Source organism: Methanobacterium alkalithermotolerans (assembly GCF_018141185.1).
Lineage (GTDB): Archaea > Methanobacteriota > Methanobacteria > Methanobacteriales > Methanobacteriaceae > Methanobacterium_F > Methanobacterium_F alkalithermotolerans.
Genome location: NZ_CP058560.1, coordinates 1,582,483 through 1,606,421 on the forward strand (window position 1 = coordinate 1,582,483; position 23,939 = coordinate 1,606,421).

24 protein-coding genes are annotated in these 23,939 nt (G+C 35.8%); 14 read left to right on the forward strand and 10 right to left on the reverse strand.

What is annotated here, in order from left to right:
- Positions 1–159 precede the first annotated feature (159 nt).
- Positions 160–2,865 (forward strand): alanine--tRNA ligase, encoded by a 2,706-nt coding sequence (gene alaS, locus HYG87_RS07790; protein ID WP_211532624.1) that lies wholly within the window; start codon positions 160–162, stop codon positions 2,863–2,865.
- 21 nt (positions 2,866–2,886) lie between these two features.
- On the opposite strand, the gene HYG87_RS07795 is transcribed toward alaS, so the two are convergent.
- A complete protein-coding gene (locus HYG87_RS07795; protein ID WP_211532625.1) occupies positions 2,887–3,498 on the reverse strand; it encodes an FmdE family protein in 612 nt (203 codons plus the stop codon).
- Between the two features lie 227 nt (positions 3,499–3,725).
- On the opposite strand from HYG87_RS07795, the gene HYG87_RS07800 reads away from it, so the two are divergent.
- The 3 genes from HYG87_RS07800 (at position 3,726) to fbp (ending at position 7,509) form a co-directional block, all read left to right on the forward strand.
- On the forward strand, positions 3,726–4,982 hold the full coding sequence (locus HYG87_RS07800; RefSeq protein ID WP_211534262.1) for a methanogenesis marker 16 metalloprotein: 1,257 nt from the start codon (positions 3,726–3,728) through the stop codon (positions 4,980–4,982).
- A gap of 15 nt (positions 4,983–4,997) precedes the next feature.
- A complete protein-coding gene (gene thiI, locus HYG87_RS07805) occupies positions 4,998–6,158 on the forward strand; it encodes a tRNA uracil 4-sulfurtransferase ThiI (protein WP_211532626.1) in 1,161 nt (386 codons plus the stop codon).
- A gap of 253 nt (positions 6,159–6,411) precedes the next feature.
- Positions 6,412–7,509 carry a fructose-1,6-bisphosphate aldolase/phosphatase gene (fbp, locus tag HYG87_RS07810; protein WP_211532627.1) on the forward strand — a complete coding sequence of 366 codons (1,098 nt, stop codon included), beginning with the start codon at positions 6,412–6,414 and terminating at the stop codon, positions 7,507–7,509.
- Between the two features lie 56 nt (positions 7,510–7,565).
- Here the strand turns inward: fbp and HYG87_RS07815 are convergent, their stop codons facing one another.
- The 3 genes from HYG87_RS07815 to pgsA form a co-directional block, all read right to left on the reverse strand.
- The gene (locus HYG87_RS07815; protein ID WP_211532628.1) at positions 7,566–8,243 is read right to left on the reverse strand and encodes a DUF434 domain-containing protein; all 678 of its coding nucleotides are present in this window, start codon (positions 8,241–8,243) and stop codon (positions 7,566–7,568) included.
- 113 nt (positions 8,244–8,356) lie between these two features.
- Entirely contained in the window at positions 8,357–8,590 is a 234-nt protein-coding gene (locus HYG87_RS07820) for a DUF357 domain-containing protein (RefSeq protein ID WP_211532629.1), read from the reverse strand.
- 24 nt (positions 8,591–8,614) lie between these two features.
- Positions 8,615–9,193, reverse strand: a complete 579-nt coding sequence (pgsA, locus tag HYG87_RS07825; protein ID WP_211532630.1) for an archaetidylinositol phosphate synthase — start codon at positions 9,191–9,193, stop codon at positions 8,615–8,617.
- Between the two features lie 49 nt (positions 9,194–9,242).
- On the opposite strand from pgsA, the gene HYG87_RS07830 reads away from it, so the two are divergent.
- The 3 genes from HYG87_RS07830 to HYG87_RS07840 all read left to right on the forward strand — a co-directional run bounded on the left by HYG87_RS07830 (position 9,243) and on the right by HYG87_RS07840 (position 12,186).
- A complete protein-coding gene (locus HYG87_RS07830; protein ID WP_211532631.1) occupies positions 9,243–9,845 on the forward strand; it encodes an L-threonylcarbamoyladenylate synthase in 603 nt (200 codons plus the stop codon).
- Between the two features lie 142 nt (positions 9,846–9,987).
- A complete protein-coding gene (radB, locus tag HYG87_RS07835) occupies positions 9,988–10,695 on the forward strand; it encodes a DNA repair and recombination protein RadB (RefSeq protein WP_211532632.1) in 708 nt (235 codons plus the stop codon).
- A gap of 333 nt (positions 10,696–11,028) precedes the next feature.
- Positions 11,029–12,186 carry a pyridoxal phosphate-dependent aminotransferase gene (locus HYG87_RS07840; RefSeq protein ID WP_211532633.1) on the forward strand — a complete coding sequence of 386 codons (1,158 nt, stop codon included), beginning with the start codon at positions 11,029–11,031 and terminating at the stop codon, positions 12,184–12,186.
- Positions 12,187–12,322: 136 nt separating this feature from the next.
- Here HYG87_RS07840 and HYG87_RS07845 read toward each other — a convergent pair whose 3' ends face one another.
- Both HYG87_RS07845 and HYG87_RS07850 read right to left on the reverse strand, forming a co-directional pair.
- Positions 12,323–14,101: a ribosome biogenesis/translation initiation ATPase RLI gene (locus HYG87_RS07845; RefSeq protein ID WP_211532634.1), complete on the reverse strand. Its 1,779-nt coding sequence runs from the start codon at positions 14,099–14,101 to the stop codon at positions 12,323–12,325.
- A 383-nt stretch (positions 14,102–14,484) separates the two neighbouring features.
- Positions 14,485–14,691, reverse strand: a complete 207-nt coding sequence (locus HYG87_RS07850; RefSeq protein ID WP_211532635.1) for a histone family protein — start codon at positions 14,689–14,691, stop codon at positions 14,485–14,487.
- Positions 14,692–14,956: 265 nt separating this feature from the next.
- Between HYG87_RS07850 and pth2 the strand changes: the two genes are divergently transcribed.
- The 5 genes from pth2 (at position 14,957) to HYG87_RS07875 (ending at position 17,936) form a co-directional block, all read left to right on the forward strand.
- Complete coding sequence (gene pth2, locus HYG87_RS07855) at positions 14,957–15,298, forward strand: aminoacyl-tRNA hydrolase (protein ID WP_211532636.1); 342 nt, start codon at positions 14,957–14,959, stop codon at positions 15,296–15,298.
- Between the two features lie 93 nt (positions 15,299–15,391).
- Positions 15,392–16,048 (forward strand): amino acid kinase family protein, encoded by a 657-nt coding sequence (locus tag HYG87_RS07860; RefSeq protein WP_211532637.1) that lies wholly within the window; start codon positions 15,392–15,394, stop codon positions 16,046–16,048.
- On the forward strand, positions 16,049–16,210 hold the full coding sequence (locus HYG87_RS07865; RefSeq protein ID WP_211532638.1) for a zinc finger domain-containing protein: 162 nt from the start codon (positions 16,049–16,051) through the stop codon (positions 16,208–16,210).
- Between the two features lie 197 nt (positions 16,211–16,407).
- Positions 16,408–16,677, forward strand: coding sequence for an elongation factor 1-beta (locus HYG87_RS07870; RefSeq protein WP_211532639.1), 270 nt, complete (start codon positions 16,408–16,410; stop codon positions 16,675–16,677).
- Between the two features lie 11 nt (positions 16,678–16,688).
- The gene (locus HYG87_RS07875; protein ID WP_211534264.1) at positions 16,689–17,936 is read left to right on the forward strand and encodes a tripartite tricarboxylate transporter permease; all 1,248 of its coding nucleotides are present in this window, start codon (positions 16,689–16,691) and stop codon (positions 17,934–17,936) included.
- Between the two features lie 66 nt (positions 17,937–18,002).
- On the opposite strand, the gene HYG87_RS07880 is transcribed toward HYG87_RS07875, so the two are convergent.
- A complete protein-coding gene (locus HYG87_RS07880) occupies positions 18,003–19,022 on the reverse strand; it encodes a 50S ribosomal protein L11 methyltransferase (RefSeq protein ID WP_249164832.1) in 1,020 nt (339 codons plus the stop codon).
- Between the two features lie 231 nt (positions 19,023–19,253).
- On the opposite strand from HYG87_RS07880, the gene HYG87_RS07885 reads away from it, so the two are divergent.
- Together HYG87_RS07885 and HYG87_RS07890 are read left to right on the forward strand one after the other, a co-directional pair.
- The gene (locus HYG87_RS07885; RefSeq protein WP_394357452.1) at positions 19,254–20,666 is read left to right on the forward strand and encodes a CpaF family protein; all 1,413 of its coding nucleotides are present in this window, start codon (positions 19,254–19,256) and stop codon (positions 20,664–20,666) included.
- Between the two features lie 108 nt (positions 20,667–20,774).
- Complete coding sequence (locus HYG87_RS07890) at positions 20,775–21,833, forward strand: type II secretion system F family protein (protein WP_211532641.1); 1,059 nt, start codon at positions 20,775–20,777, stop codon at positions 21,831–21,833.
- Positions 21,834–21,867: 34 nt separating this feature from the next.
- Here HYG87_RS07890 and cbiQ read toward each other — a convergent pair whose 3' ends face one another.
- The 3 genes from cbiQ to cbiM form a co-directional block, all read right to left on the reverse strand.
- Entirely contained in the window at positions 21,868–22,659 is a 792-nt protein-coding gene (gene cbiQ, locus HYG87_RS07895) for a cobalt ECF transporter T component CbiQ (RefSeq protein WP_211532642.1), read from the reverse strand.
- An 85-nt stretch (positions 22,660–22,744) separates the two neighbouring features.
- Complete coding sequence (locus HYG87_RS07900) at positions 22,745–23,029, reverse strand: PDGLE domain-containing protein (RefSeq protein WP_211532643.1); 285 nt, start codon at positions 23,027–23,029, stop codon at positions 22,745–22,747.
- Complete coding sequence (gene cbiM / locus HYG87_RS07905) at positions 23,022–23,663, reverse strand: cobalt transporter CbiM (RefSeq protein WP_211532644.1); 642 nt, start codon at positions 23,661–23,663, stop codon at positions 23,022–23,024. The genes HYG87_RS07900 and cbiM overlap by 8 nt, the downstream gene beginning before the upstream one ends.
- Between the last annotated feature and the right edge of the window lie 276 nt (positions 23,664–23,939).

Consider the following 23,939-nt stretch of genomic DNA (forward strand, 5'->3'; position numbering starts at 1 on the left):
AATTAAATTCTAAAAAAAAATGATTTATCAGGTTTTATAAGGGTCCCCTGGATTAAAGCTTTAAAAATAATAAAAAAGTTTTTTAAATCATAACATAAACCTATAATCATATTTTATAATTCTACATTTTAAAAATTAATAACCTTTTAACTGATTACTATGTCTCACCAGCTTGAAGAACTTGGATATAAAAAGAAAAAGTGTGTAACCTGTGGTAATGATTTCTGGTCTATAAATGATCGCCATACTTGTGGGGACGCCCCCTGCGATAAGTATGAATTTATAGGAAATCCTGCCACTAAAAAGAAATATGACCTCTATCAAATTCAGAAAACTTTCCAGGAATTTTTCCAGAAAAACGAACATACTCCTATAAAACGATATCCGGTTCTGGCTAAAAGGTGGAGGGATGATGTTTTCCTGGTAGGGGCATCTATTTATAATTTCCAGCCCTGGGTATCTTCCGGGATGGTAGAACCACCGGCCAATCCATTGGTAGTTGCCCAGCCATCTATTCGGTTGAACGACGTGGATAATGTGGGAAGAACTGGCCGTCACATGACCTGTTTTACCATGGGAGGTCACCATGCATTTAATACCCCCGATAATCAGGTTTACTGGGAAGACGAGACAGTTAAATACTGTCATGATTTCATAAAACATGTGGGCATCAATCCGGATGAGATAACTTTCATAGAATCCTGGTGGGAAGGAGGAGGAAATGCAGGACCCTGTTATGAGATCTGTGTAAGGGGGGTGGAACTGGCCACCCTGGTTTTTATCCAGTACCGAACCTTACCTGGTGGAAAAAAGGAAGAAATACCTTTAAAAATTGTTGATACTGGCTACGGATTGGAGAGATTTGCCTGGATTTCACAGGGAACCCCTACTGCATATGATGCTTCTTTTGGCCCTATTATTGATCAGCTAAAGGATCTGGCCAGTGTGGATGTAGATAAGCAGATACTGGCTGAAAATGCACAGGTAGCGGGCATGATGGATATTGAAACTTTTGCTGATCTTAGAAGTTTGAGAAAGCAGGTGGCAAATCGGCTGGGATTATCAGTTGAAGAACTGGAAAAATCTGCTGAACCCATGGAGGCAGTATATGTGGTGGCAGACCATACCCGGTGTCTGGCTTTCATGCTGGCTGATGGAGTGATTCCTTCCAATGTTAAAGAGGGATATCTGGCCCGACTGGTATTGCGTAGAACCATACGTTTTATGCAGGAATTAAATATGCGAGAATCTCTTTCTGATATTATGAATATTCAGGCTGACTTTTTATCTTCACACTACCCTGAAATAAGGAAACATCAGGATCATATTCATAATATAATTAGCCTGGAAGAAAAAAGATATACTAAAACGGCTTCTAAAGGAAAAAATCTGGTAAAAAAGAGCATAAAACATCTTAAAAAAGAAAATAAAGATGAAATACCTCTAGAAATGCTTATAAAACTTTATGATTCCCAGGGAATACCTCCGGAAACTATAAAAGAAATTGCAGAATCTATGGACTTTTCAGTATCAGTTCCAGATAATTTCTATACTCTGGTGGCCAATGAACATGAAGAAGAAGTTCCAGAAGAAACTGTTCGGGTGGAACTGAATTATCCTCCCACCCGGCTCTTATTCTATGACGAGTTTGATAAAACCAGTTTCCAGGCTAAATTTTTGGGCCTCTATGAAAACAACATTATCCTGGATCAAACCATCTTTTATCCAGAAGGTGGAGGACAACCTTCAGATACAGGATTTATAGAAATAGAAGGGGAAAAAATCAGGGTTAAACACGCTCAAAAGTTGGATGAAGTGGTATTACACCAGATAAGTCCAGAAGATATTCCCTCCCTGGATAAACTGACAGGTAAAGAAATTAAAGGAGGTATAAACTGGGAACGGCGTATGGCACTGGCTCGAAATCATACTGCCACCCACCTTATAGTGGCTGCTGCTCGAAAGGTATTAGGAGATCACATATGGCAGGCAGGAGCACAAAAAGGAGTAAAAAGATCCAGAATAGACCTGTCCCATTACAAGAGAATCACTACTGATGAGGTAAATCAAATTGAAAAACTGGCTAACCAATATGTGATGTTGAACTCTCAGGTAAATATAAGCTGGATGAATCGTACTGCTGCTGAGAAAAAGTATGGTTTCATACTGTATCAGGGAGGAGTGGTGCCTGGTTCTTCTATTCGGGTTATCGATATTCCTGGAGTGGATGTGCAGGCCTGTGCAGGAACCCATATGAATCAAACTGGGGATATTGGAATTATAAAAATTAATAAAACCGAAAGAGTTCAGGATGGAGTGGAAAGGGTGGATTTTTCTGCCGGTGAAGCTGCCGTGGAATCCATGCAGCAGAATGATTATTACCTGCGCTCCAGTGCAGAAGTATTCAAGGTAAATCTGGATCAACTTCCCAAAACATGTGATAGATTCTTCACAGAATGGAAAGCATTTAAAAATGAAATAAACCGCCTGAAACAGGAAATGGCTGCTTTAAAAATGGAAAACATACTGGGAAAAGCTGAAAAACTGGGAATGTTCCAGGTATTAAAATACCAGCTAGAAGCAGACCTTCCCGAGATGCAGAAAATGGCTCTGGATTTAACCCGGGAAGAAGGGAATTTTGATGTGGTTTTTTTGGGCAATATGGATGGTAAAATAGTAGGATCTGCCTCTAAAAAAGCCCAGGAATCTGGTGTGAAAATAAATGAGATTATAAAAGAAGCTGCAACCCTTTTGGGTGGGGGAGGTGGAGGAAGACCAAACCTGGCCCAGGGTGCAGGACCTAAAACGGATAAAATGAATGAAGCTCTGGATAGTGCCTTTGAGAGTCTGGAAAACAAAATTTAATCTTTAAATTAAAAATTTTTTCTAATTTCGAGAATATTCACTAAAACAGGGAATACAACTAAACTGTCCATTTTCAACTCTGGCCCGGTGCTCGGCAACAAATTCTCCACATTTAGAACACTTTACTGAAGCGAATATCCGGGCCGCTTCAGGAATTTCCAGATCAATATTTTCTATTTTAAAGAGTTCAGCAGCATCCATATCCAGAATTTTTTGAGATAATTCATCCTTTCGTTTTTCAAAATTAACCTTATCCTGTGCACTTGATTTTTGTGAAAAAGCTTTTTTTCGCAGATTTGAAAATTCAGGGTCAATCTCGTCAACACTCTTACTTAAGGATAAACGCAAAACATCGCCACTGGTTCGGTTTATAAAGGTATAAACATTTTTTCCATAATCTTTGAAAATTAAATTGCCTTTACCAAAAGTACACCCGGTTAACACCTGAATAGCATCCACACTGCAGCTATCATTTTCTACTATGGCCAGAAATTCCTCATCAACTGCCCGGGAAGAACTGAGTTCATTTATAGCTATTTCACCAGCACGATATCCTATGGCAGTTCCGGGACATACATGACCATGGAAACGAGTAACTTCCGAAAAGGGGAGTATTTTTTTACTTTCTTTCATTTTATCACTCTCTTAACATTATTTTTTTATCAAATGAACCTGTTACTTTCTCTATTAATAAATTTAACTAAAGTGAGATAATTACTAGCAGGATGGTTTCAAATTTTCTTTGAATATGGAAGGTTCTAATTACTAAATCAAATAATTTAATCTACAAATCCCGGTAAAACTTTATTAAAAATAGCAGCCATATGAATATTTAACCATGAAACTTTTCCAAGAGGGATATATTGAATCGCAGTATAGAAGAAATAAATCAGAAAATTTCCCAAGGTGAAGCCCGTGTTTTCACAGCAGAAGAAGTTACCAGAATGGTTGTTGATGGCGAAAAACCATCTGCCAGTGAAATTGATGTAGTTACCACCGGTACATGTGGTATAATGTCTGGTACTGCTGCTCTACTTCATTTAAAGGTCGATGAACCAGGATCATTTAAAAAAGCAAAAAAAATCTATTTAAATGGTGTTCCTGGATTTCCAGGTCCATGTCCCAATGAATGGCTGGGCTCTGTTGACTTAATTATTTATGGAACTGCCCACAGCATCCATGATTCTGATTATGGTGGTGGTTTTTTATTCAAGGATATGGTGGCCGGTAAGGAAATTGAAATAAAAGTGGAATCAACTCATGGTGAGATAATTGAATCATCCACCACCTTAGAAGAGATGGGAACCGCCCGGATGATTGGAACGCGTATGGCATTTAAAAACTACACTGCATTTGTAAACCCTGATTCTAAACCAGTGTCTTCCATATTTAACGCCATAGATATGGAAGGTCCTTTCCAGGGACTATCCTTTTCTGGTTGTGGAGAACTAAATCCTTTACAAAATGATCCGGTGATGAAAACCATCTGCATGGGATCTCGAATACTTTTAAATGGTTCTGAAGGTTTTATAATGGATCATGGAACCAGAAGTACTTCAAAAAAACCTAATTTGATGCTAACTGCAGATATGCATGATATGAATTCTCACTATCTGGGAGGTTTTAAAACTGCTGCAGGTCCAGAAGTATTTGATTCAGTTGCTATAGCCATTCCCATAACCAGCCAGGAAGTTCTGGAGCAGACATTCATTAAAAATTCAGACATTAAGTTACCGGTTGCAGATATAAAAGGAAGACACCTACCTCTGACCGAAACTGACTATGGAAAATTATGGAATGGAACTGAATCAAGGCCAACATATTACCCTGAAAAATGTATTAATTGCGCCACCTGCCTGGTAAAAGAAAGGTGTCCCACCCTGGCCTTTAACCAGGGCCTTAATAGAAAAAAATGTTTTGGCTGCGGTATGTGTGCCTATTCCTGTGATCAGGGGACTTTTGAAATGAAAACTGGCAGTGTGGAACTTGAAATAGAAAAACAGATCTTTGATGTTCCTATTGCCTGCCGACAGTCTGATTTAAAAAGAGCCAGGGAAATAACCCGGGATCTTACCCGGAGAATAGAAAAAGGACTTTTTTCTATTTACAAATGTTAATTTAATAAAGGGGATATGATGGTAAAATACGACTTAATAATTGCCAGATATGGTGAAGTGGGATTAAAAAGCCCCAAAGTTCGCAGTAGATTTGAAAAGAAACTATTATCTAATATTCGGAGTGCTTTTGATTGTGAAGTTAAGGTTAGCCAGGGTAGAATTTTTATTAATCCTTCTAACTTTAAAGAGGCCTTGCAGGGTCTGGGGAAGATTTTTGGGATAGTATCTTTTTCTCCGGCCATTGGCCTTAAAACAGACCGGGATGAGATTACCTCTAAACTGGAGGGTTATGTGGATGAACTGGAAGCGGAAGGAGCCATATCTTCTAAAACCAGTTTTGCCATTCGCTGTCGCAGGGTGGGTGAACATGAATTTACCAGCCAGGAATTAGCAGGATATGCTGGTTCACTGGTTATTAAAAAAACAAATTCTCCGGTGGATTTAACCAATCCTGAGCTGGAGATTTTCCTGGAAGTAAGGGATAATGAAACTTTCATCTATCACCAAAAAATATCCGGACCGGGAGGATTGCCGGTTGGAACTCAGGGGAAATTAGTGGCTTTACTCTCAGGAGGAATTGATTCTCCTGTAGCTACTTATCTAATGATGAAAAGAGGTTGCCAGATAATTGCACTTAATTTTAATAATGATCCCTTCACCAGCCAGGTGTCCCTGGAAAAAGTTCAAAAAATAGTAGAAAAATTAAGAGAATATTCTCCAGGAGTAAAGCTTGATTTAAAGGTTGTAGAATATGGGGAATATTTACAAAACTGTAAAGCTAAGGCACCAGAAAGAATGACCTGTGTTCTTTGTAAAACTGGAATGTATCGTATTGCCGAGATGGTGGCCAGTAGAGAAGGGGCCATGGGTATTGTGGATGGAAGTAGTATGGGCCAGGTGGCATCTCAAACACTTCCTAATTTGATGGTTACCCGACATGCAGTTAAAATACCAATTTTAAGTCCCTTGATTGGTATGGACAAGGTCGAAATTGAAAATATGGCCAAGGAAATAGGTACCTATGATATTTCTATTATACCTGATGGGGGGTGCACTGCAGTTCCACGATATCCAGAGACCAACGCGGATCTAGAAAGGGTTCTGGATGCCCAGGAATCCATGGACATGGATGGAGAATTAAAAAATGCATTAAAATCTCTGAAAAAAAAATTATAAATTTTTCCACAAGCCGGATATTATTAAAGGGACTAACCCTCTCATTTTTTTTAGTTATTATGATTTTTATAGAGGGATAAGTTTTTAAATCATAATAAAATAAATACTAAGTATATAACTCAAATTAAACTATTTTCAGGTAGATATGTTTTGAACTTTGATTTCCATTCTTTAACCATATGGTTTGAATTTTATAAAAATATATAAAAAAAGATTTTTTGGAAAAACCTGATACTTATGGAGGTGTTTTTACATGAAAACAACTATTAGTGTAATAAAAGCAGACGTAGGAAGTGTAGCCGGACATGGACTGGCCCATCCAGCATTACTTGCAAAATGTGAGGAATTTCTTGCAAAAGCAAAAGAAGAAGAACTTCTTACAGATTATTATGTAACCAACTGTGGAGATGACACTGAATTAATAATGACCCACAAAAATGGTGAAGAAAGTGAGGAAATTCACAAATTAGCATGGGATGCATTCTCTGCAGCAACTGAAGTTGCCAAGGAACTTAAACTTTATGGAGCAGGTCAGGACTTACTTTCTGATACATTTTCTGGAAACATAAAAGGAATGGGTCCTGGTGTGGCAGAAATGGAATTTAAAGAAAGGCCCAGTGACCCGGTAGTTATATTCTGTATGGATAAAACAGAACCAGGAGCATTTAATTTACCTTTATTTAGAATGTTTGCAGATCCATTTAATACTGCAGGGCTAGTTATTGATCCTTCTCTACATAATGGGTTTGAATTTGAAATATTCGATGTAATGGAACATAAAAAAGTGACCATGAGCTGTCCTGATGAAATGTATGATTTGCTGGCACTTTTAGGTACCACCAACCGCTATGTGATTAAACGTATACGCAGAAGAGACGATAATGAAATTGCTGCCGCAGTCAGCACCGAAAGATTAAATCTTATGGCAGGGCAATATATTGGTAAAGACGACCCTGTAGCGATTGTAAGATCACAGTCCGGTTTCCCAGCAGCAGGAGAAGTTGTTGAACCATTTTCATTCCCTCACCTGGTGGGTGGATGGATGAGAGGTTCTCACAATGGTCCACTAATGCCTGTTGGACAAAAAAATGCTTATCCAGTTAGATTTGACGGACCTCCAAGGGTAATGGCCCTGGGATTCCAGATTGCTGAAGGTAAACTGGTGGGACCTGCCGACATGTTTGATGACCCGGCTTATGATAGATCCAGAAACCTTGCATCTGAAATTGCAGAATATATGAGAAGACACGGTCCCTTTGAACCACATCGCTTACCCAGTGATGAAATGGAATACACTTCTTTACCTGGTGTAATGGAAAAATTAGAAGGTAGATTTGAAGATATTGATTAATTTAATCAATTATCTTTATATTTTAAATTTGAGTTTTTTTTAGAGATTTAATTATTTTATTTTCTAAAATTACTTTTATTCCAGTTTTTACAAACCAGTTCAGGAATATCAATAACCTTTTCCACCTGATCAATTATGGCTCCATCACTGGTACCTATTATGGCCTGATATTTTTTCCACTCTCTTTTTAAATCATAATCCACTTTTTTGGAGAGAATTGCCACACCATTAATATTTTCTTTTAAAAGAGATTGGTTGATTTTATTAGCCAATTCACCACTAAAACTAACCTGTTTATCAAAAATAAACTTCAATTTTTTAGGATTATATCTTTTTAAATTATAAAGAATTAAATCCAGCGAATAATCAGTTACTAAACTTAATTTATATTTTCCAAATACAGAAGCATTGTCTCTTAAAAATCCATCATCACTTAAAATAAGCCTATTTTTTGAATTCTTAGATTTATTAAAATACTTTACAATACTCTCAACAGTTATAAGTACATTATAACCATCAATAACCACGTATTTCCCTTTTAAATCATATTCTTTGATTTTTTTTCCTTTTCTTTCCTTTGACTTAACCTGGGAAAAGATCTGACGAGATAAATAATTTCTCTCATCTTTATTTAAAAGATAATGATTACCTACAAAATTCAGGGCAATTTTTTTTCTATATCCCCTATTAAGTAAAAATCTTAAATCCGTTCGGGCGGCATTCATTTTATTCATGGTAAAACTTACATGGGTTATCAATGATTGGTAGAGTTTAAAAAATTATATGTTTCTAATAATTATGAGGAGTATTTATATGCTTCATTTTTTTCTTCATGTATTATATTTTTTTAAATTAAATCATAAATAATTCTTAATGAATCTATAAGTCCGTGAGCATATGTAATGCATCCAAAAGAAGTTATAAAATCTTTTTTTTCCAGATAATATAGGGTATCCTCCTGATAATTTTCTGCCCTTTCTATAATTTCTTTTTCTTTTGCAGTAAAATCCAGGGATTGAATCTCTTTTAAATTTTTTTTAAGAAGATCCACATCTTTTTTTATCCTTTCTTCATATTCCATCTAAATTCCTCTAGGAATGATAAGCTATTTTAAGTCTTTATTCATTTGTTTCCAGGTGTGATATATTCGCTGCCCTACAGTCATATATCCCAGTACTATTACCAGTAGCATAGCAATTAACATAACTTCCGGCCCAAATAAAACTCCTAAAAAAGCTCCAGACATTATAATAACTAATCTTTCAGCTCTCTCAGCAATTCCAACTCCACATGGAATTCCTTCAACTTCTGCCCGTGCTCTAACATAACTGACAGTTAAAGAGGCATGCAGGGCTAAAATTCCAAAAATCCAGTTTACAAATCCTCCATAAACTATTCCAATTATTATCAAAGCATCTGATAACCGATCGACTGTTGAATCAAGGAAACCTCCAAAGGGGGTGATTGAAGAATTATTACGTGCTACTGCTCCATCCACAATATCTAAAAATCCACTAAGGGCAATTAAAATTCCCCCTAATAATAAATTACCTATTGCAAAACTATAAGCTGATAAAAAAGCCACTATAAGCCCAAAAATGGTTATTAGGTTGGGGTTTATCTTGATTTTCCTGGCCAAAGGGTCTAGAAACCCTTTAATAGTTGGTCTAAATCGGTTAAGCATACTGCTAATTTATAAATCTAATTAATATATATTTGTATAGGGAATTTTTATGGAAATTATTAATATTCAAGCTCAAAATCCAGATAAAGAAAAAACAGCACGGGCCATTGAAGTTTTAAAGCAGGGTGGAATTGTTTTGTATCCTACTGATACTATTTATGGCCTTGGCGTTGATATAAACAATGAAAATGCCATAAAAAAATTGTATTCACTAAAAAAACGGCCATTTAATAAGCCGGTTTCGATATGTATTTCTGATGTAGCTGAAATGTCTAAATTTGCACATATCAATCCCGGCATTCAAAAAACTGTATCTAAACTTTTACCTGGCCCTTTTACCATAATTTTGAAAAAAAAATCATCAATTTCTTCACTACTTACAGCAGGAAGTGAAAAAATTGGAATAAGAATTCCAGATATTAATTTATGTCATGATTTATGTCTGGAATTTCCCATAACATCTACCAGTGCAAATATTTCCGGCTTAAATCCAGAAAAATCTATTGAGGGAATAAGATATCAATTAGGTGATAAAATAGATCTCATATTGAATGCAGGACCTTTGAAGAATAATCAACCCTCCACTGTAATCGATTTTACTTTAAACCCTCCTCAAATTTTAAGGCAGGGAGCAGGGAAATATCCGATTTAATGAACTTAAAAGACATGACTATCAGTTAGGGAATAATAAACTATAATAATAATTTTAATACTAAGTATTAACAATATATCTTGCTTTATAAAAATTAAAAATCATAAGAAATCCTAATTAAAATAAATCTTCTGAGGAAATCATGAAACTTTTATCTAATATCAAAAAATCATCTAAAATTCAGACCGGATGTTCCATTGATAGTATATTAGGGGGAGGGGTTGAAAAAGGGAATTTAACTCAATTTTACGGTCCTCCTGGCTCGGGAAAGACGAACATAGCTCTTAAATTAGCGGTTCAGAGTGCTAAAAATGGGGGTAAAGTGATTTATGTGGATACTGAGGGAGGTATTTCCATAGAAAGAATAAAACAAATTTCGGGAGATGATTTTGAAAATATAGCACCTAAAATTGTGGTTTTTGAGCCCACATCCTTTGCAGAACAGGATGAAACTCTTAGAAAAATAGATTCCATAATGGAAAACCAGGGCGAAGAATTTGATTTAATAATTCTGGATTCAGCTGTTGCGTTATATAGATTAAAAGATGGAGAATCCTCTAAACTGAACCGTGATCTGGGCAAGCAAATGGCATCACTTTCTAGAATTGCCCGAAAACATGATCTGGCGGTTGTTTTAACCAATCAGATTTATTCTCTTTTTGATGGAGAAGGTAACGGAGTCCCTGAACCGGTGGGGGGAACTATTCTGAAGTACTGGAGCAAAATAATTGTTGAACTTACTAAAGGAGATATTATCGGAGAAAGATGCGCAACTCTTAAAAGGCATAAAAGCAGGGTTGAAGGTATAAAAACTCGATTCAGAATTGTGGATAAAGGTTTGGGTAGTTAAATTATACTAAATAGTTTTTTTAGTAATCATAGTCTCTATAATTAATAATTTTTTTCTTTGTACCAGAATAAGGGCAGGATACAGATGAGGGTCCTAAATTTTATTAAGGGGTGGGATAAATATTCAATATAATTATAAAGATTCAAAATCAGTAATCATTTTTTATGAGGCAATCTTACTCGTAAAAAAAAATATTAATGATAACTTATTTGAATAATTTACCGGTATTATTAAAGTTTGAAGCCCCTTAACTGTTTTGAGCCAAACTTTATATTTTAAAATTTATCAGAGTATGTTAATTTGATTGCACTTAGAACCTGAATATGTGATAAAATGATTTCACCTAAAAAATATGCCAAGGCTGCTAAAATACCGCCTAAAGGATTTAAAACATCTAATGATTTTTTTAATTACGTTTTCAAAGATAAAGAAATGATATGGATGGGTCAAAATACCAATCATCTCCATCAGGATAATAAAATTAATGATGCTATGATTGATTGTGTTGAGAGCCGTGAATATTGCAAATACCCTCCACCTGAAGGGTTTCCAGAGCTAAAAGATTTAGTATTAAATGACCTGGGTTTGCAAGATGATTTTGAAATCCTGATTACTGCAGGGGGAACAGAGTCTCTTTATCTGTGCATTAATAACATCCTGGAACCAGAAAATAACATGATTACCTGTGACCCGGGTTATCTGATTATTGATAATTTTGCCAGCAGGTTTGCAGATCAGGTCATATCTGTACCTATTTACCATAAGGAATGCAACTATAAATTAACCCCACAACTCGTTAAAGAGAACATGGATGAGAATACTAAACTCATTTCTCTTATAGACCCCTTGAATCCATTAGGGTCCTCTTATACTAAGGATGAGATAAAAGAATTTGCTAAAATAGCACAGGAAAATGACATATATCTCTTACACGACATAACCTATCGGGACTTTTCCCGGGAACATCACCTTGTGGCCAAATACGCTCCAGAACACACTATAACTATTTATAGCTTTTCAAAAATATTTGGAATGGCCGGCCTTAGAATAGGAGGAATTATTGCCACTCCCGATGTACTAAACTCTGTACGGAGTATACTGATAAATGACCTGGGGACCAATGTAATTTCTCAAGCAGGGGCAATAGCTGCTCTTAAATCCAAGCAGGAATGGATTGATGATATAAAAAATCAGACTCGAAAAAACCAGGATATTATAAAAAAAGCTGTTGATCAAGTTGAAGGCGCATTTTTACCAGTTTATCCTTCTGATGGTAATATGATAGCCATAGATTTGAAAGAAACAGGAATAGACCCTCAAGTAATGGCTGACTACTTAATTGATAAAAAAATTTTTATTCGCCAGGGTGCCTACACCAGTAAGTTATTTGGGGACCGCTATATCCGCATAAGTTTTTCAGTTCCAGAATACCAGGTAAAAATATTTGCTGAAAAGTTTATAGAAGCCTGTGACAGATTAAGGCCCCTTTAATTATTAAAGGGCCGAATTTTTTATTTTAAACTTCTTTAGTCACTTTTTTTAAATTTTTAATAGACTGCTTTTTTTTAAAAAATTAATAGATTTATAATTAAATAGAACGGAATTTAAGAGATATCAGATTAAAAGATTATTCATCTTTTAAATAGTAATATTCTCCTATTTCTTTTTGATTACGGTCCAGATAACTATCTAACTTGTTAACACGTGGTCTTCTGGTTTCTTTGTCTCTACGGAAGGTTATACCCACATCTTTAAGGAAACTATTCATGGAAGATCTAAGTTCAGTTGGTTTAGTGGCATGTCCCTCCTGGCCGGGAGTCCCGTAAAATACCATCGCCCTATCTGAAATATAGTCAATAAATACTATGTCGTGATCAACAATAATTGAGGCTGCATGTCGGTTTTCAATAATCTTTCTGATGGCTCTTGCAGTTACCAGACGTTGCTCAACATCTAAAAAGGCAGTGGGCTCATCAAAAAGATACACTTCCGCTGGTTTAGAAAGAGTAGTGGCCACTGATAGCCGCTGTAATTCGCCTCCACTCAAATCTTTTACTTTTTTTTCTAAAATTTCTTCAATGGCAAATGGGCGCATTATTTCACTTTTAAAAATATTGGTTCCATAGGTGGGGGCATGGGTGTATAAAAATTCTTCCACACTTCCTTCAAATTCTGAATCCAGATACTGTGGTTTGTAGGATATGGTGACTTTCTTTTTTATCTTTCCAGCATCAGGTTTTATCACTTCTGCCAGCATTTTAGCAAAGGTAGTTTTCCCAATACCATTAGGCCCAAATGCAGTAACTATCTCGTTATAATAAATTTCACCTTCTTCGGCATCAAGTTTAAATCCATCATATGATTTTTTCAAAGAGGAGTAATCTGCTATAACCTGTCCTTCTCCTTCCGGGGTAGGGGGTCGGACTTCAAATTCAATGGCCCGCTTTCTAAATCTAACATTTTCTTCTCTAAGGAATCCGTTTATATATGCATTGATTCCCACCCGGACTCCTCTCAAGTGAGAAACAACACCATATCCTCCTGATTGACCATATAAAACATGAACATAATCTGAAATAGCATCAAGAGCTGCTAAATCGTGTTCTATGACCATAACTGACTTTCCTTCATTTGTCAATTCTCTTATAACTTTAACTGCATTCAGGCGCTGTCTCACATCCAGCCAGGAGGTTGGTTCGTCAAAATAATAGAAATCAGCATCTTTTAAAACAGCGGCGGCTATGGCTATTCTTTGCAGTTCTCCACCACTTAACTTGGATAATTCACGATCCATTATAGGCTTTATATCCAGAGTTTTAACTACACTTTCCAGGGCTCCCCTTTCATCTACCTGTTCTAGTAAATTTCTTACCTCACCTTTAACATATCGAGGTAACAGGTCTACCATCTGGGGTTTATGCACCACTTTTATCTGGCCTTTTGATAATTTATTAAAATAGTTCTGTAGTTGTGATCCTTTAAAATAATTGATAATATTCTCCCAGGAGGATTCTTCTTCATAATTACCTAGATTGGGTATCATCTCTCCGGATAATATGCGGATAATTGTTGATTTTCCAATACCATTCGGCCCTAAAATACCCACCACTGATCCGGGATTGATAGTGGGCAAACCAAATAATTGAAACATATTTTGCCCATAGCGATGAATGGGATCTTCTAAAGCTTCTGGAAGATTAATAATATCCACCGCATTAAAGGGACATCTTTTAGTACAGATACCACAACCGGAACACAGTTCTTCAGATATAATTGGCTTTTTTGTTTTTTCATCAATTACAATGGTATCCTCTTCCATCCGTACTCCGGGACAGTATTCAATGCATACATAGTTACATTTTTTGGGTTGACATCTATCATGGTCTAATATGGAAATTCTACTCAACTTTATCACCGGTAAAATCAAATAAAGTAATCAGGAAAACAATATTTTGAATCCTTTAATTATTTTAATATATAATTAATTTACTAAAATTCCATTACAATGAAAATCTTTCTAAATTCATTTTAAAGATATAATTTTATTCTTATTAGTACTAGGAGATTACATCACTAATTAGTTTATCTAATCAGAAGGTTAATTAATATGATTATGTCTTTAAATCATAATATGTGTATAGGGTATGCTTTAGGTTAGTTAATTTCAAAATTAAAAAAGTGATAATATTTACAGACTAAATCTTAATTTTTAATCCTATTAAAACAAGCAAAATTAATATTAGAAGACTAATAACTTAAAAATAGAAAAAAGAAATGGGTAGAATTAGCTTAAACTTTTTTAACAGCTAATTCGATATCTGATGCTTTAACAGTCTTTCTACCAGCGTGCTTTGCTAGTTTAACAGCTTCTAAAGCTAAGTTTTCGCCCATTTCTTCTAAAGCTTTTGCCAAAGCTTCTCTTGCATCATCACTTATTCTCATGGCACCGGCGTTTTTTATGATTCTCCCGACTGGTGCTATAGGTAATTCAGCCATAATATCACCTCAATTTAATCTGATACTCCATACTATTTAAATTTATCGTTTTTTTGGGCATCATCGTGACCTATATCTGGTTTCTGACACCATGAAATGTGTGTATTTGATGGGTGTCACCCGCGACATCCAGTTGTTAGTTAGAATTAATTTAAATTTATATTCTACATTTTATACTCCCGATAGATATCTGTATAAAAAATTAATATGCCATAATCTTCAAATAAGGATATAGAAAAATTTCTATTTTTTAAAAGGTGTAATAATGAAACAAGTCATAATCATGAGAAGCGATCTGAATATGAGTCGTGGTAAAATAGCTGCCCAGGCATGCCATGCCTCATTGGGGTCATTTAAAAAAAGTGAATCTTCAAAATTAAAAAAATGGGAAAAAGAAGGCGAAAAAAAGGTAGTACTCAAAGTTGGTAGTCTAGAAGACCTTTATGAGATCTATGAAATAGCCAAAAAGAGCGATGCAGCTATTTATTTGGTTAAGGATGCAGGGCATACGGAAATACCAAGCTCAACTGTTACCTGTTTGGGAATTGGCCCGGATGATGATGAAAAAATAGATAAAATAACAGGGGACTTGAAGCTACTTAAATGACGATAAAATATAATTCAATGTGGGGCCATGTCTACAATTAATTATAATATCTATTTTTATTTTAAGCAAAGATTTTTTTGATGGAGGTATTTAATGGAATGGGTGGTAAAAGTCGGTGGAAGTCTTTTTCCTGAAAATGCAATTAAACTACTTCATGCCCTGGAAGGAAAGGAGGTAATGATAATTTGTGGCGGGGGCAATTTCGCCAACATGATCAGAGATTATAACCAGGAATTAAAATTTTCAGATGATGCTTCCCACGAAGCGGCAATTTTATGCATGGATATCATGGGAAAGCTTTTAGCAGATAAGGTACCTGGCGCCCAATCATCAGATAATCTTAATCAGGTTAATAGGATACTGAAAAATAATAAAATCCCGGTATTTCTCCCTTCCAGACTAATTCATTATTTGGATCCATTGGAACATTCCTGGAATGTTACCTCTGATTCAATTTCAGTTTATATTTCTCACATTTTACAAGCAAAACTTTTAATAGCAACAGATGTAGATGGTATATATACCCGAAAACCATCTTTCAAAGATGCTGAATTTATTAATGAAATAAGTGCTAAAAAACTACTATCTTTTGGTGAAACATCAGTTGATACTGCTTTGAGTGAGCTTTTAATCAATTTCGGGTCTAATTGTTACGTGGTAAATGGAAAATACCCTGAAAGGGCTCTCTCTATTATTGAAGGCAGATTTAGCAAAAAAAATATACAATATACCCTTGTTAGAGGTGATTAAATGGAAAAAATAGAGTGTACATCATGCAAACAAGAAATACCTCTGGTAGAACCTTATGTTAAATTTGAATGTCCGACCTGTGAAGAAATGATCTATCGCTGTGAAAAATGCCGCACATTTGCCCATATATATCATTGTAAATGCGGATTCACCGGACCTTAATCTTAGAATTTATAATAAAGGATTTAAAATCCTGTAAATCTATTTTTTGCATTCTGATTTTCATACTATAAATTTATATAGTATTAAATACACATTAAGTATTACTCAAGTGACATATATTAATACTAATTGAGTAATTTTATGCATTATAGAATGCAAATAAGGATTAAAAATTCAATTTAATTGGAGGTTAAATCATGGGAGATGTAGTTGCTACCATTAAATTAATGCCCGAGAGTCCGGAAGTGGATCTCGAAAATATAAAAAAGAACATTGAAGATTCTATGCCTGAAAAAGCTGAATTACATAAGATAGAAGAAGAACCTATTGCTTTTGGTCTGGTTGCTTTGAATGTAATCGTTGTAGTGGGAGATGCTGAAGGTGGAACTGAAGCAGTAGAAGAAAACCTATCAAAAATTAATGATGTGGGCAATGTAGAAGTAACTGATATTCGACGACTCATGTAAGGGTGAGGCCTATTTTTGATCTCATCCTGGCATGTTTTGCCGGAATTTTTTGTGGTGCGATCACCGGCCTTATTCCCGGTATTCATGTTAATACGGCTGGTGCAATTATTTTCGCATCATCTGTTTTTCTTTTAAATAATTTTTCTCCTGAGTTTTTAGGTGTATTTCTGGCTTCAATGGCCATATCTCACGCCCTTTTAGAATTCATCCCGTCTATTTTACTGGGTGTTCCTGAAGAGTCAACGGCATTATCTGTTTTACCTGGACATAGGATGGTTTTACAGGGAAGGGCAAGAGAAGCCATTCGCCTGGTGGCGTTCGGCGGGTTTGGGGCCATATTGATAACCATTTTATTATTGCCTCTTTTTATAATGATCTTACCTCCTTTTTACTATCTAATAAAACCTTATATCTGGATTTTACTGATTTTTGGATCATTTTACATGATAATCAGACTCAGTAAAGATCTAAAGACTTTTTTCTGGTCTTTAGTTCTGTTCCTTTTTTCGGGAATTGTGGGTTGGGTGATGCTGGAAACCCCTATGTCTGCTAATCTTTCTTTAATGTGTCTTTTCACCGGATTTTTTGGAGTCAGTACTCTAATTTATAGCTTGAATGAGAATTCTTTTTTACCTCATCAGAACAAATTTTCAAAATTAAATTTTAATGCATCATTATTCCGGGGCATCATCTCCGGAGGAGTATCTGGCACTATTTTAGGCTTTTTGCCCGGCTTTGGACCAGCTCAGGGAACCATAATTGCCCAGGAATTAAGTGGTGGTGGGACAGAAAATAGCACGGAGAAATTTTTAACATCCATCAGTGGCTTGAATACGGCAGATACTTTATTTTCATTAGTAGCTATTTTTTTAATTGGAAATCCGCGTAGTGGCATCGCTGTTTATATATCTCAAATAATTCAGGATTTTACTTTAAGTCATCTACTATTTTTTATATTTGCATCACTCACTTCTGTTTCAGTGGCACTTATCTTGTGTTTAAAAATAGGGGATTGGCTAAGTGATTCATTACAGGGAATAAACTATAATAAACTGACCCTGGTGGCCATATCTTTGATGGTCACCATACTCATGATTTTTTCAATTCTAGAACAATCTAATATCCTTTTTATCATTTTAGCACTTCTAACCTCCACTGCGTTAGGCTTGCTTCCCCATTATCTGGGAGTAAGTAAATCACATTTAATGGGTGTTTTGATTGTGCCGGCCATAGTTATCTATTATATTAAGTTCCATTAGAAAAATTAAGAGAATCAAACATTCAAAGTTTCCAGTAATTATAAAAAAATTAAAAAAATCCGGGAATTAGATAATCAATGTCTTTTTAGCTAATTTTCGGGTGGCATTCACAAATTCTTTAGAATCGACCCCCGGGAAGGGGTCTATGATACACAAATCAAATTTTTCTTCTACAAAAGAATCTATTTTTCTTATATCTACATTATAAATCTCAAAATTTTTACCATAACTCACTTTACAATTTTCCAGTTTTTCATCAAAAAAATCAACTTTAAATCCATTTGATTCCAGATTAAAGGTGGTCATGGTGGTGGCAGGTTTCCACAGGTCATTGAATACTACTTTATCTGCCCCGGCCTTAAGACAAAATATTCCCAGTGTCCCTGGTCCGCAGGTGGCATCCAAAACTTTAAAATCAGAATTCAGGTTATTATTTTTTAGAAATAAAGAAAGAGAGGTTATTTTGGGGGAATGCTGGCGGGGAACTTCAATATGAATCTGGCTTTGCTTTTTGTGAATACCTATAGGGCCAAGGGGAGTACTCAGGATATCACAGCGGAGATCACACCCTGCCAAAAGATCATAAACATGAGGAGAGGACGAAAAATCTTTAATACCAACAGTATTATTTATTTCACCTTTTAATACTCCTTTAACCTCGCTTACTTCGCTGTAAATTATTTCAGCACATTTCTCATTCATTTTGGAAGCTAAAACAATTAAAGAATTATCTCCCAGGTAAGGCTCATTTTTTAAAGGATAGGCCGGAGTTATTAATGGCACAGCAGAACTTCTAAGTTTACTTTTTTCATCTTGAATTTCTTCCCTAATCATAATTTTTAGAATATGGGCCATCACCAAATCCATATGCCGTTTACCACACTCACATCTACCCCACTGGAGGTTAATTGAATCTAAATTAAGTTGATCTTTTAAAGGACGGAATTTCTTTAATTTAATGGTAGAACAAATAGGGCAGGGGCTATGTGCAGCATCTATTTCTAATAAAATTTCTTCTGAGTTCTTTAGGCATGCTTCACCACACTTACATTCCAATTCCATATGCTTAAATATTGGTTGTTTCATATTAAATAGTTGAGGCTTATGAAACAGAAACGGAAAGATATACTAAAGGAACTTCTAGGGGAATTCGGTTCTGATGAAGATTTAGAAGAAATGGATAGACCTGATTCTGAGGTGGAAACTCAGGAAAAATCTGAAAAATTAGAGCCTATTTTTGAAGAAGAAGAAGAGGATTCTTTTAATATTGATAATATCATGGAAAAAACATCCAGCTCTCCAAAAACTATTAAAAGAATGACTCCTGATATTAAAACGGAAATTATAGAAGAGGAATTAATACCTAACTATAATGTGAGTGTTCCTAAATTTAGTGATAGGGAAAGAACACTGCTTAATGAAATCCGGGAAAAATTAGTGGAAGTTGCTGTTTCTAAAGGTGATGAATTCCGGGTTGATGAAGAAAGCTTTACCAAAGAAGTTAAAGAATTCTTAAGGATTAAAGGGGTACGTAATATTGATAAACTGGCTTCACAGATATCTCAGGAAATGTTAGGATATGGTGAACTGGACCCCATGATTAAAGATGATGATCTGGAAGAAATCATGGTTATTGGAATAAATAAGCCTGTTTTTGTTTATCACCGAAAAATCGGTATGATGATTTCCAATGTTGCTTTTGAGCAGGATTCAGATATTAAAGCATTGATTGATGTTATTGCTCGTCAGGTTAATAGAAGAATTGACCAGCAAACCCCTATTTTAGATGCAAGGCTACCTGATGGTTCCCGGGTAAATGCCACCATACCTCCTGTTTCTGCAGATGGTTCATCTCTTACTATTCGTAAATTTAAAAAAGATCCCTTAACTGTTATTGATTTAATTAATTTTAAAACCATGTCTTCCCATCTGGCGGCATTTATGTGGGTATGTACTGATGGACTGGGAGTAAAACCCTGCAATGCGATTATTGCAGGAGGTACCGGGTCAGGTAAAACCACTACCTTGAATACAGTAGCAGCATTTGTTCCACCTAGAGAGAGAATAATCACCATTGAAGATACTCTGGAACTTCAATTGCCTCATTCACATGTACTGCGGATGGAGACCCGACCACCTAATATTGAAGGTAAGGGTGAACTGGACATGGATACTCTGGTAAAGAACTCCTTACGTCAGCGTCCCGACCGGGTAATTGTAGGAGAAGTAAGGGGTATTGAGGCTATTACTTTATTTACAGCCCTTAATACAGGGCACGCTGGTTTTGGAACCCTTCACTCTAATACGGCCCGGGAAACTATCACCCGGCTGGTTAACCCTCCCATGAATGTTCCTAATATTATGATACCTGCTCTTGATTTCATTATAATGCAAAACCGGATGTACCGACCACAGGGAGGTTCCATACGTCGTATAACTGAAGTAGCTGAAGTAGTAGGTATGGAAGAAGGAAATGTACAGCTAAACCGGGTTTTTGAATGGAACAATGTTACTGACAAGGTGGAATATGTGGGAATTGCCAGTCAGACCGTGCGAGCCATTGCTGATTTAAGAGGAGTCAGTGTGACGGAAGTAGAAGAAGAAATAGAAAAAAGAAGACTTGTACTGGAATTCATGGCTGATAAAGGAATACGGGCTATTGAAGAAGTTGGAAACTATATCAATGAATACTATCGCGACTCAGACGAATTATTAGAACGCGTACTTTGATGATATATTAAAAATATACTAACTAATTCCTTTAAGTTAATATATATTTGAGCAATTAAGATGTATTTTCAAATATTAAATTATTCATTCAGATAATGGAGATTAATAATGGTTTTAAAAAGTATTAAGAACCTCTTTGATAAAATTGGTGGAGCTACTCTAGATTCCAGTAAAAAAGTGGGCGAGGGTGTTCAAGTTCCTGTAAATAAACTGGGAGGAATAAAAACAAATAGCTTTAAATCAGGAGGTTTTAATAAAGGTGGGTTTAAACCCCGCGAAACTTCTTCCCGCATTATCAAACGAATGAAAATGAGTCAGGAAGAAATAGAGGTTTTTAAAGGCTTGATTGAATCTGAAAAAGATTTAAAAAAACCTTCTGAAGATGAAAAAATTAAAAAAGAAGCATTTCAAAAAGCTTCTCTTGAAGAAATCTTAAAAGAAGAGGATAAAGAGGGGCTGGATCCTAAACTTATTATAGGTATGGGATTAGGGTCTGGTGTTATTATTTTTATTGCTATTATAGCATTAGGGTTTGGAATAGAAATAGGTCTGGCTTTACTTTTAATGGTTGTTTTGATGTCGGTAGTAATTTTATTTTTACCTAATCTGCAAAAAGGTAAAAGATCATCTGAGGCTTCACGGGAGCTACCCTATGCTCTACGTCAAATGGCTACAGAACTCAGAGCAGGATTAGGTCTACATGATAGTATGCGCTCTGTGGCCATGTCCGGGTACGGTGCTCTTTCAGAAGAGTTTGCCCGAACACTGGAGGAAATCAAATATGGTGAAACCACTGAATCGGCTTTAATAGATATGGGCGAACGTATCCAATCTGATGGTTTAAAAAGAGCAGTTTATCAGATAACAAGAACCCTGAATAGTGGAGGGGATTTGGCCAAGACTTTAAATGTAATTGCCGAGGATATTGCTTATGAATTACGGATGAAATTAAAAGATTATTCCCAGAAGCTAAACTCCTTTACCATGATCTATATGTTCATTGCCATTTTAGGTCCAGTTATATTGTTGATTATGCTTTTAGCGGCTTCAACTGTTATGGGTGAAATAATGCCTCCCATGGCTATAATGGTGTTGTATTTATTCCTCTTCCCTATGGTGGTTGGATTTCTGGCTTTCATGGTAAAAAGACTGGAACCACAACTCTAATTATTATTTCAAAAAAATTAGGGTTACTATTTTTTTAAATAAAGTAAAAGTATCGGATTAATTCGATAGCAAGAATTAAAATCAGGGTTAAGACTATGAAGAGGTAATCATTAAAACTCATCTTCTTTTTTTCCCGGTACATATCGGATTCCCCGGTATATCCCCTGCTTAACATACTGAAGTATACCTTCTCCCCCTGTTCATATGATCTTAAAAATAACATTACTATGGTATAGGCAATTTGTCGCAGTCTCCACATATAAGATGTTTTTTTATTCCATATATCAAAGCATCTAGTTTTTTGAGCATTCCGGATTCTTTCTAATTCATCATAAAACATGAAAAGATAGCGTATGGTTAAGCTCAGTATAAGGGCCAGCTCTCGAGGAAAGCCCATTCGTCTTCCAGAATTAACTATTTCTTGAATGGGAGTTACTGAAGATAATAAAACCACTGCGGTTAAACATACTATTAAACGGGAGAGTAAAAGGATTCCAAATATGGCCCCTTCATAGGTAATAGTTATATCCAGGGGTAGAGTGTATATAACTACGCCGGGCACTATAAATGGTTGGAAAAGAGCTATGAATCCCCCAAACGGTAAAATCAGAAGCACCCTTTTAATGGCATAGGAAAATGAAACTTTTGATACTAAAATGAGTACTAAAAGATACAGCTCCATTATCCATAGAACCGGTATTTTGGTAGTGTATACTGCATAAATAATAATGCATAGGGTTATAATTAACTTAATACGACCATCAAGGCTGTGGATAATACTTTTTTTACTGCTTTCACTTTCAATCTGGCTAATTCCAACGTGCATTCTTTTCCTCGATAATAATTTGGATTATAAAAATTAGATTTATTCAAGGTATATAGTTTTCCAAAAAAAATAAGAAAGAAATAATTTAAGTTTCTTTCTTTTTCAGGATATAGCCCAGACCATAGGCCAATCCAAATACCACTAAAACTCCTATTATTATGGCCACCACTCCAGAAACAGGGTCTTCCCCTAAAGAGGGTATAACATAATCAGGCATAGGTGACTCTAAAACGGCTTCATCAGAGACTTCGGGATTGATTATTTTTTCTGCTGCGCTTTCCAACCCATCAGGGTCACTGGAAGCCAGGTAGGGGGCCAGGATGGCTATTAATATGGCCACCACTAAACCGCCTAATACAAATTTATCCATGAGAACCCACCTCCTCCCCGGAAATAAGATCTGGTCTAACTCCTTTAATAGCCAGGTAGGCTATGGTAGTTATTAATCCTTCACCAACCACACCGATTACAGCGTGATAGAGTCCCATGAAGTACAAACCAAGAGTTAAAGGGAAGGTACCGGCCAGGAATAATTCAATGGCACAGGCAATAGCGGCTAAAAATATAGATGCCCAGGCAGCTATAAATACTGCAGGAACTTCACTAATTACTGGTTTTAACCATTTGAATCCATAGAAACCAACCCAGCTAGAAATTATGGCCATGTTGAATATGTTGATTCCCAGGGCGGTAACTCCTCCGTCTCCGAAGAATAATGCCTGGATTATAAGTACGGTGGTTAAAACTAAAAATCCTGCAAAGGGACTACCAATGACAATTGCCACCAGGGCGGCTCCCACCATATGGCCGCTGGTACCCCAGGGTATGGGTATATTCATGGCCTGAATAGCGAAAATACCTGCTGCTAATACAGCAAGTAGGGGAACTTTACGTTCATCAAGACTGGTGCGGGCCCATCTAATAGAATAGAAACCCACTATAATGGCTATGATGTAATAAATTACAGCCTGCCATAAGGGTATAAAACCATCAGGTATATGCAAATTATGCGCCTCCATTTATTTAATAGGGAGAAGGTTGAATCAGCAATTAAATCTGTATTATTAGATTTCATCTTGCTGGGGAAGTTTTTAAAAATTTTATACTTTTTTTAAGGATTTATAAAAATTAATTAACTCCTGCAGTGATTCATTATTTCCTCCCTGAATAATTAAAAGTATTATATAATATTAAGCTTTACGATTGTATTACTTTCCTGGACCATATGCACTGGAAATTATTACTTTATTAATACCATTTCAGGCAGTTTTACTAAAAAT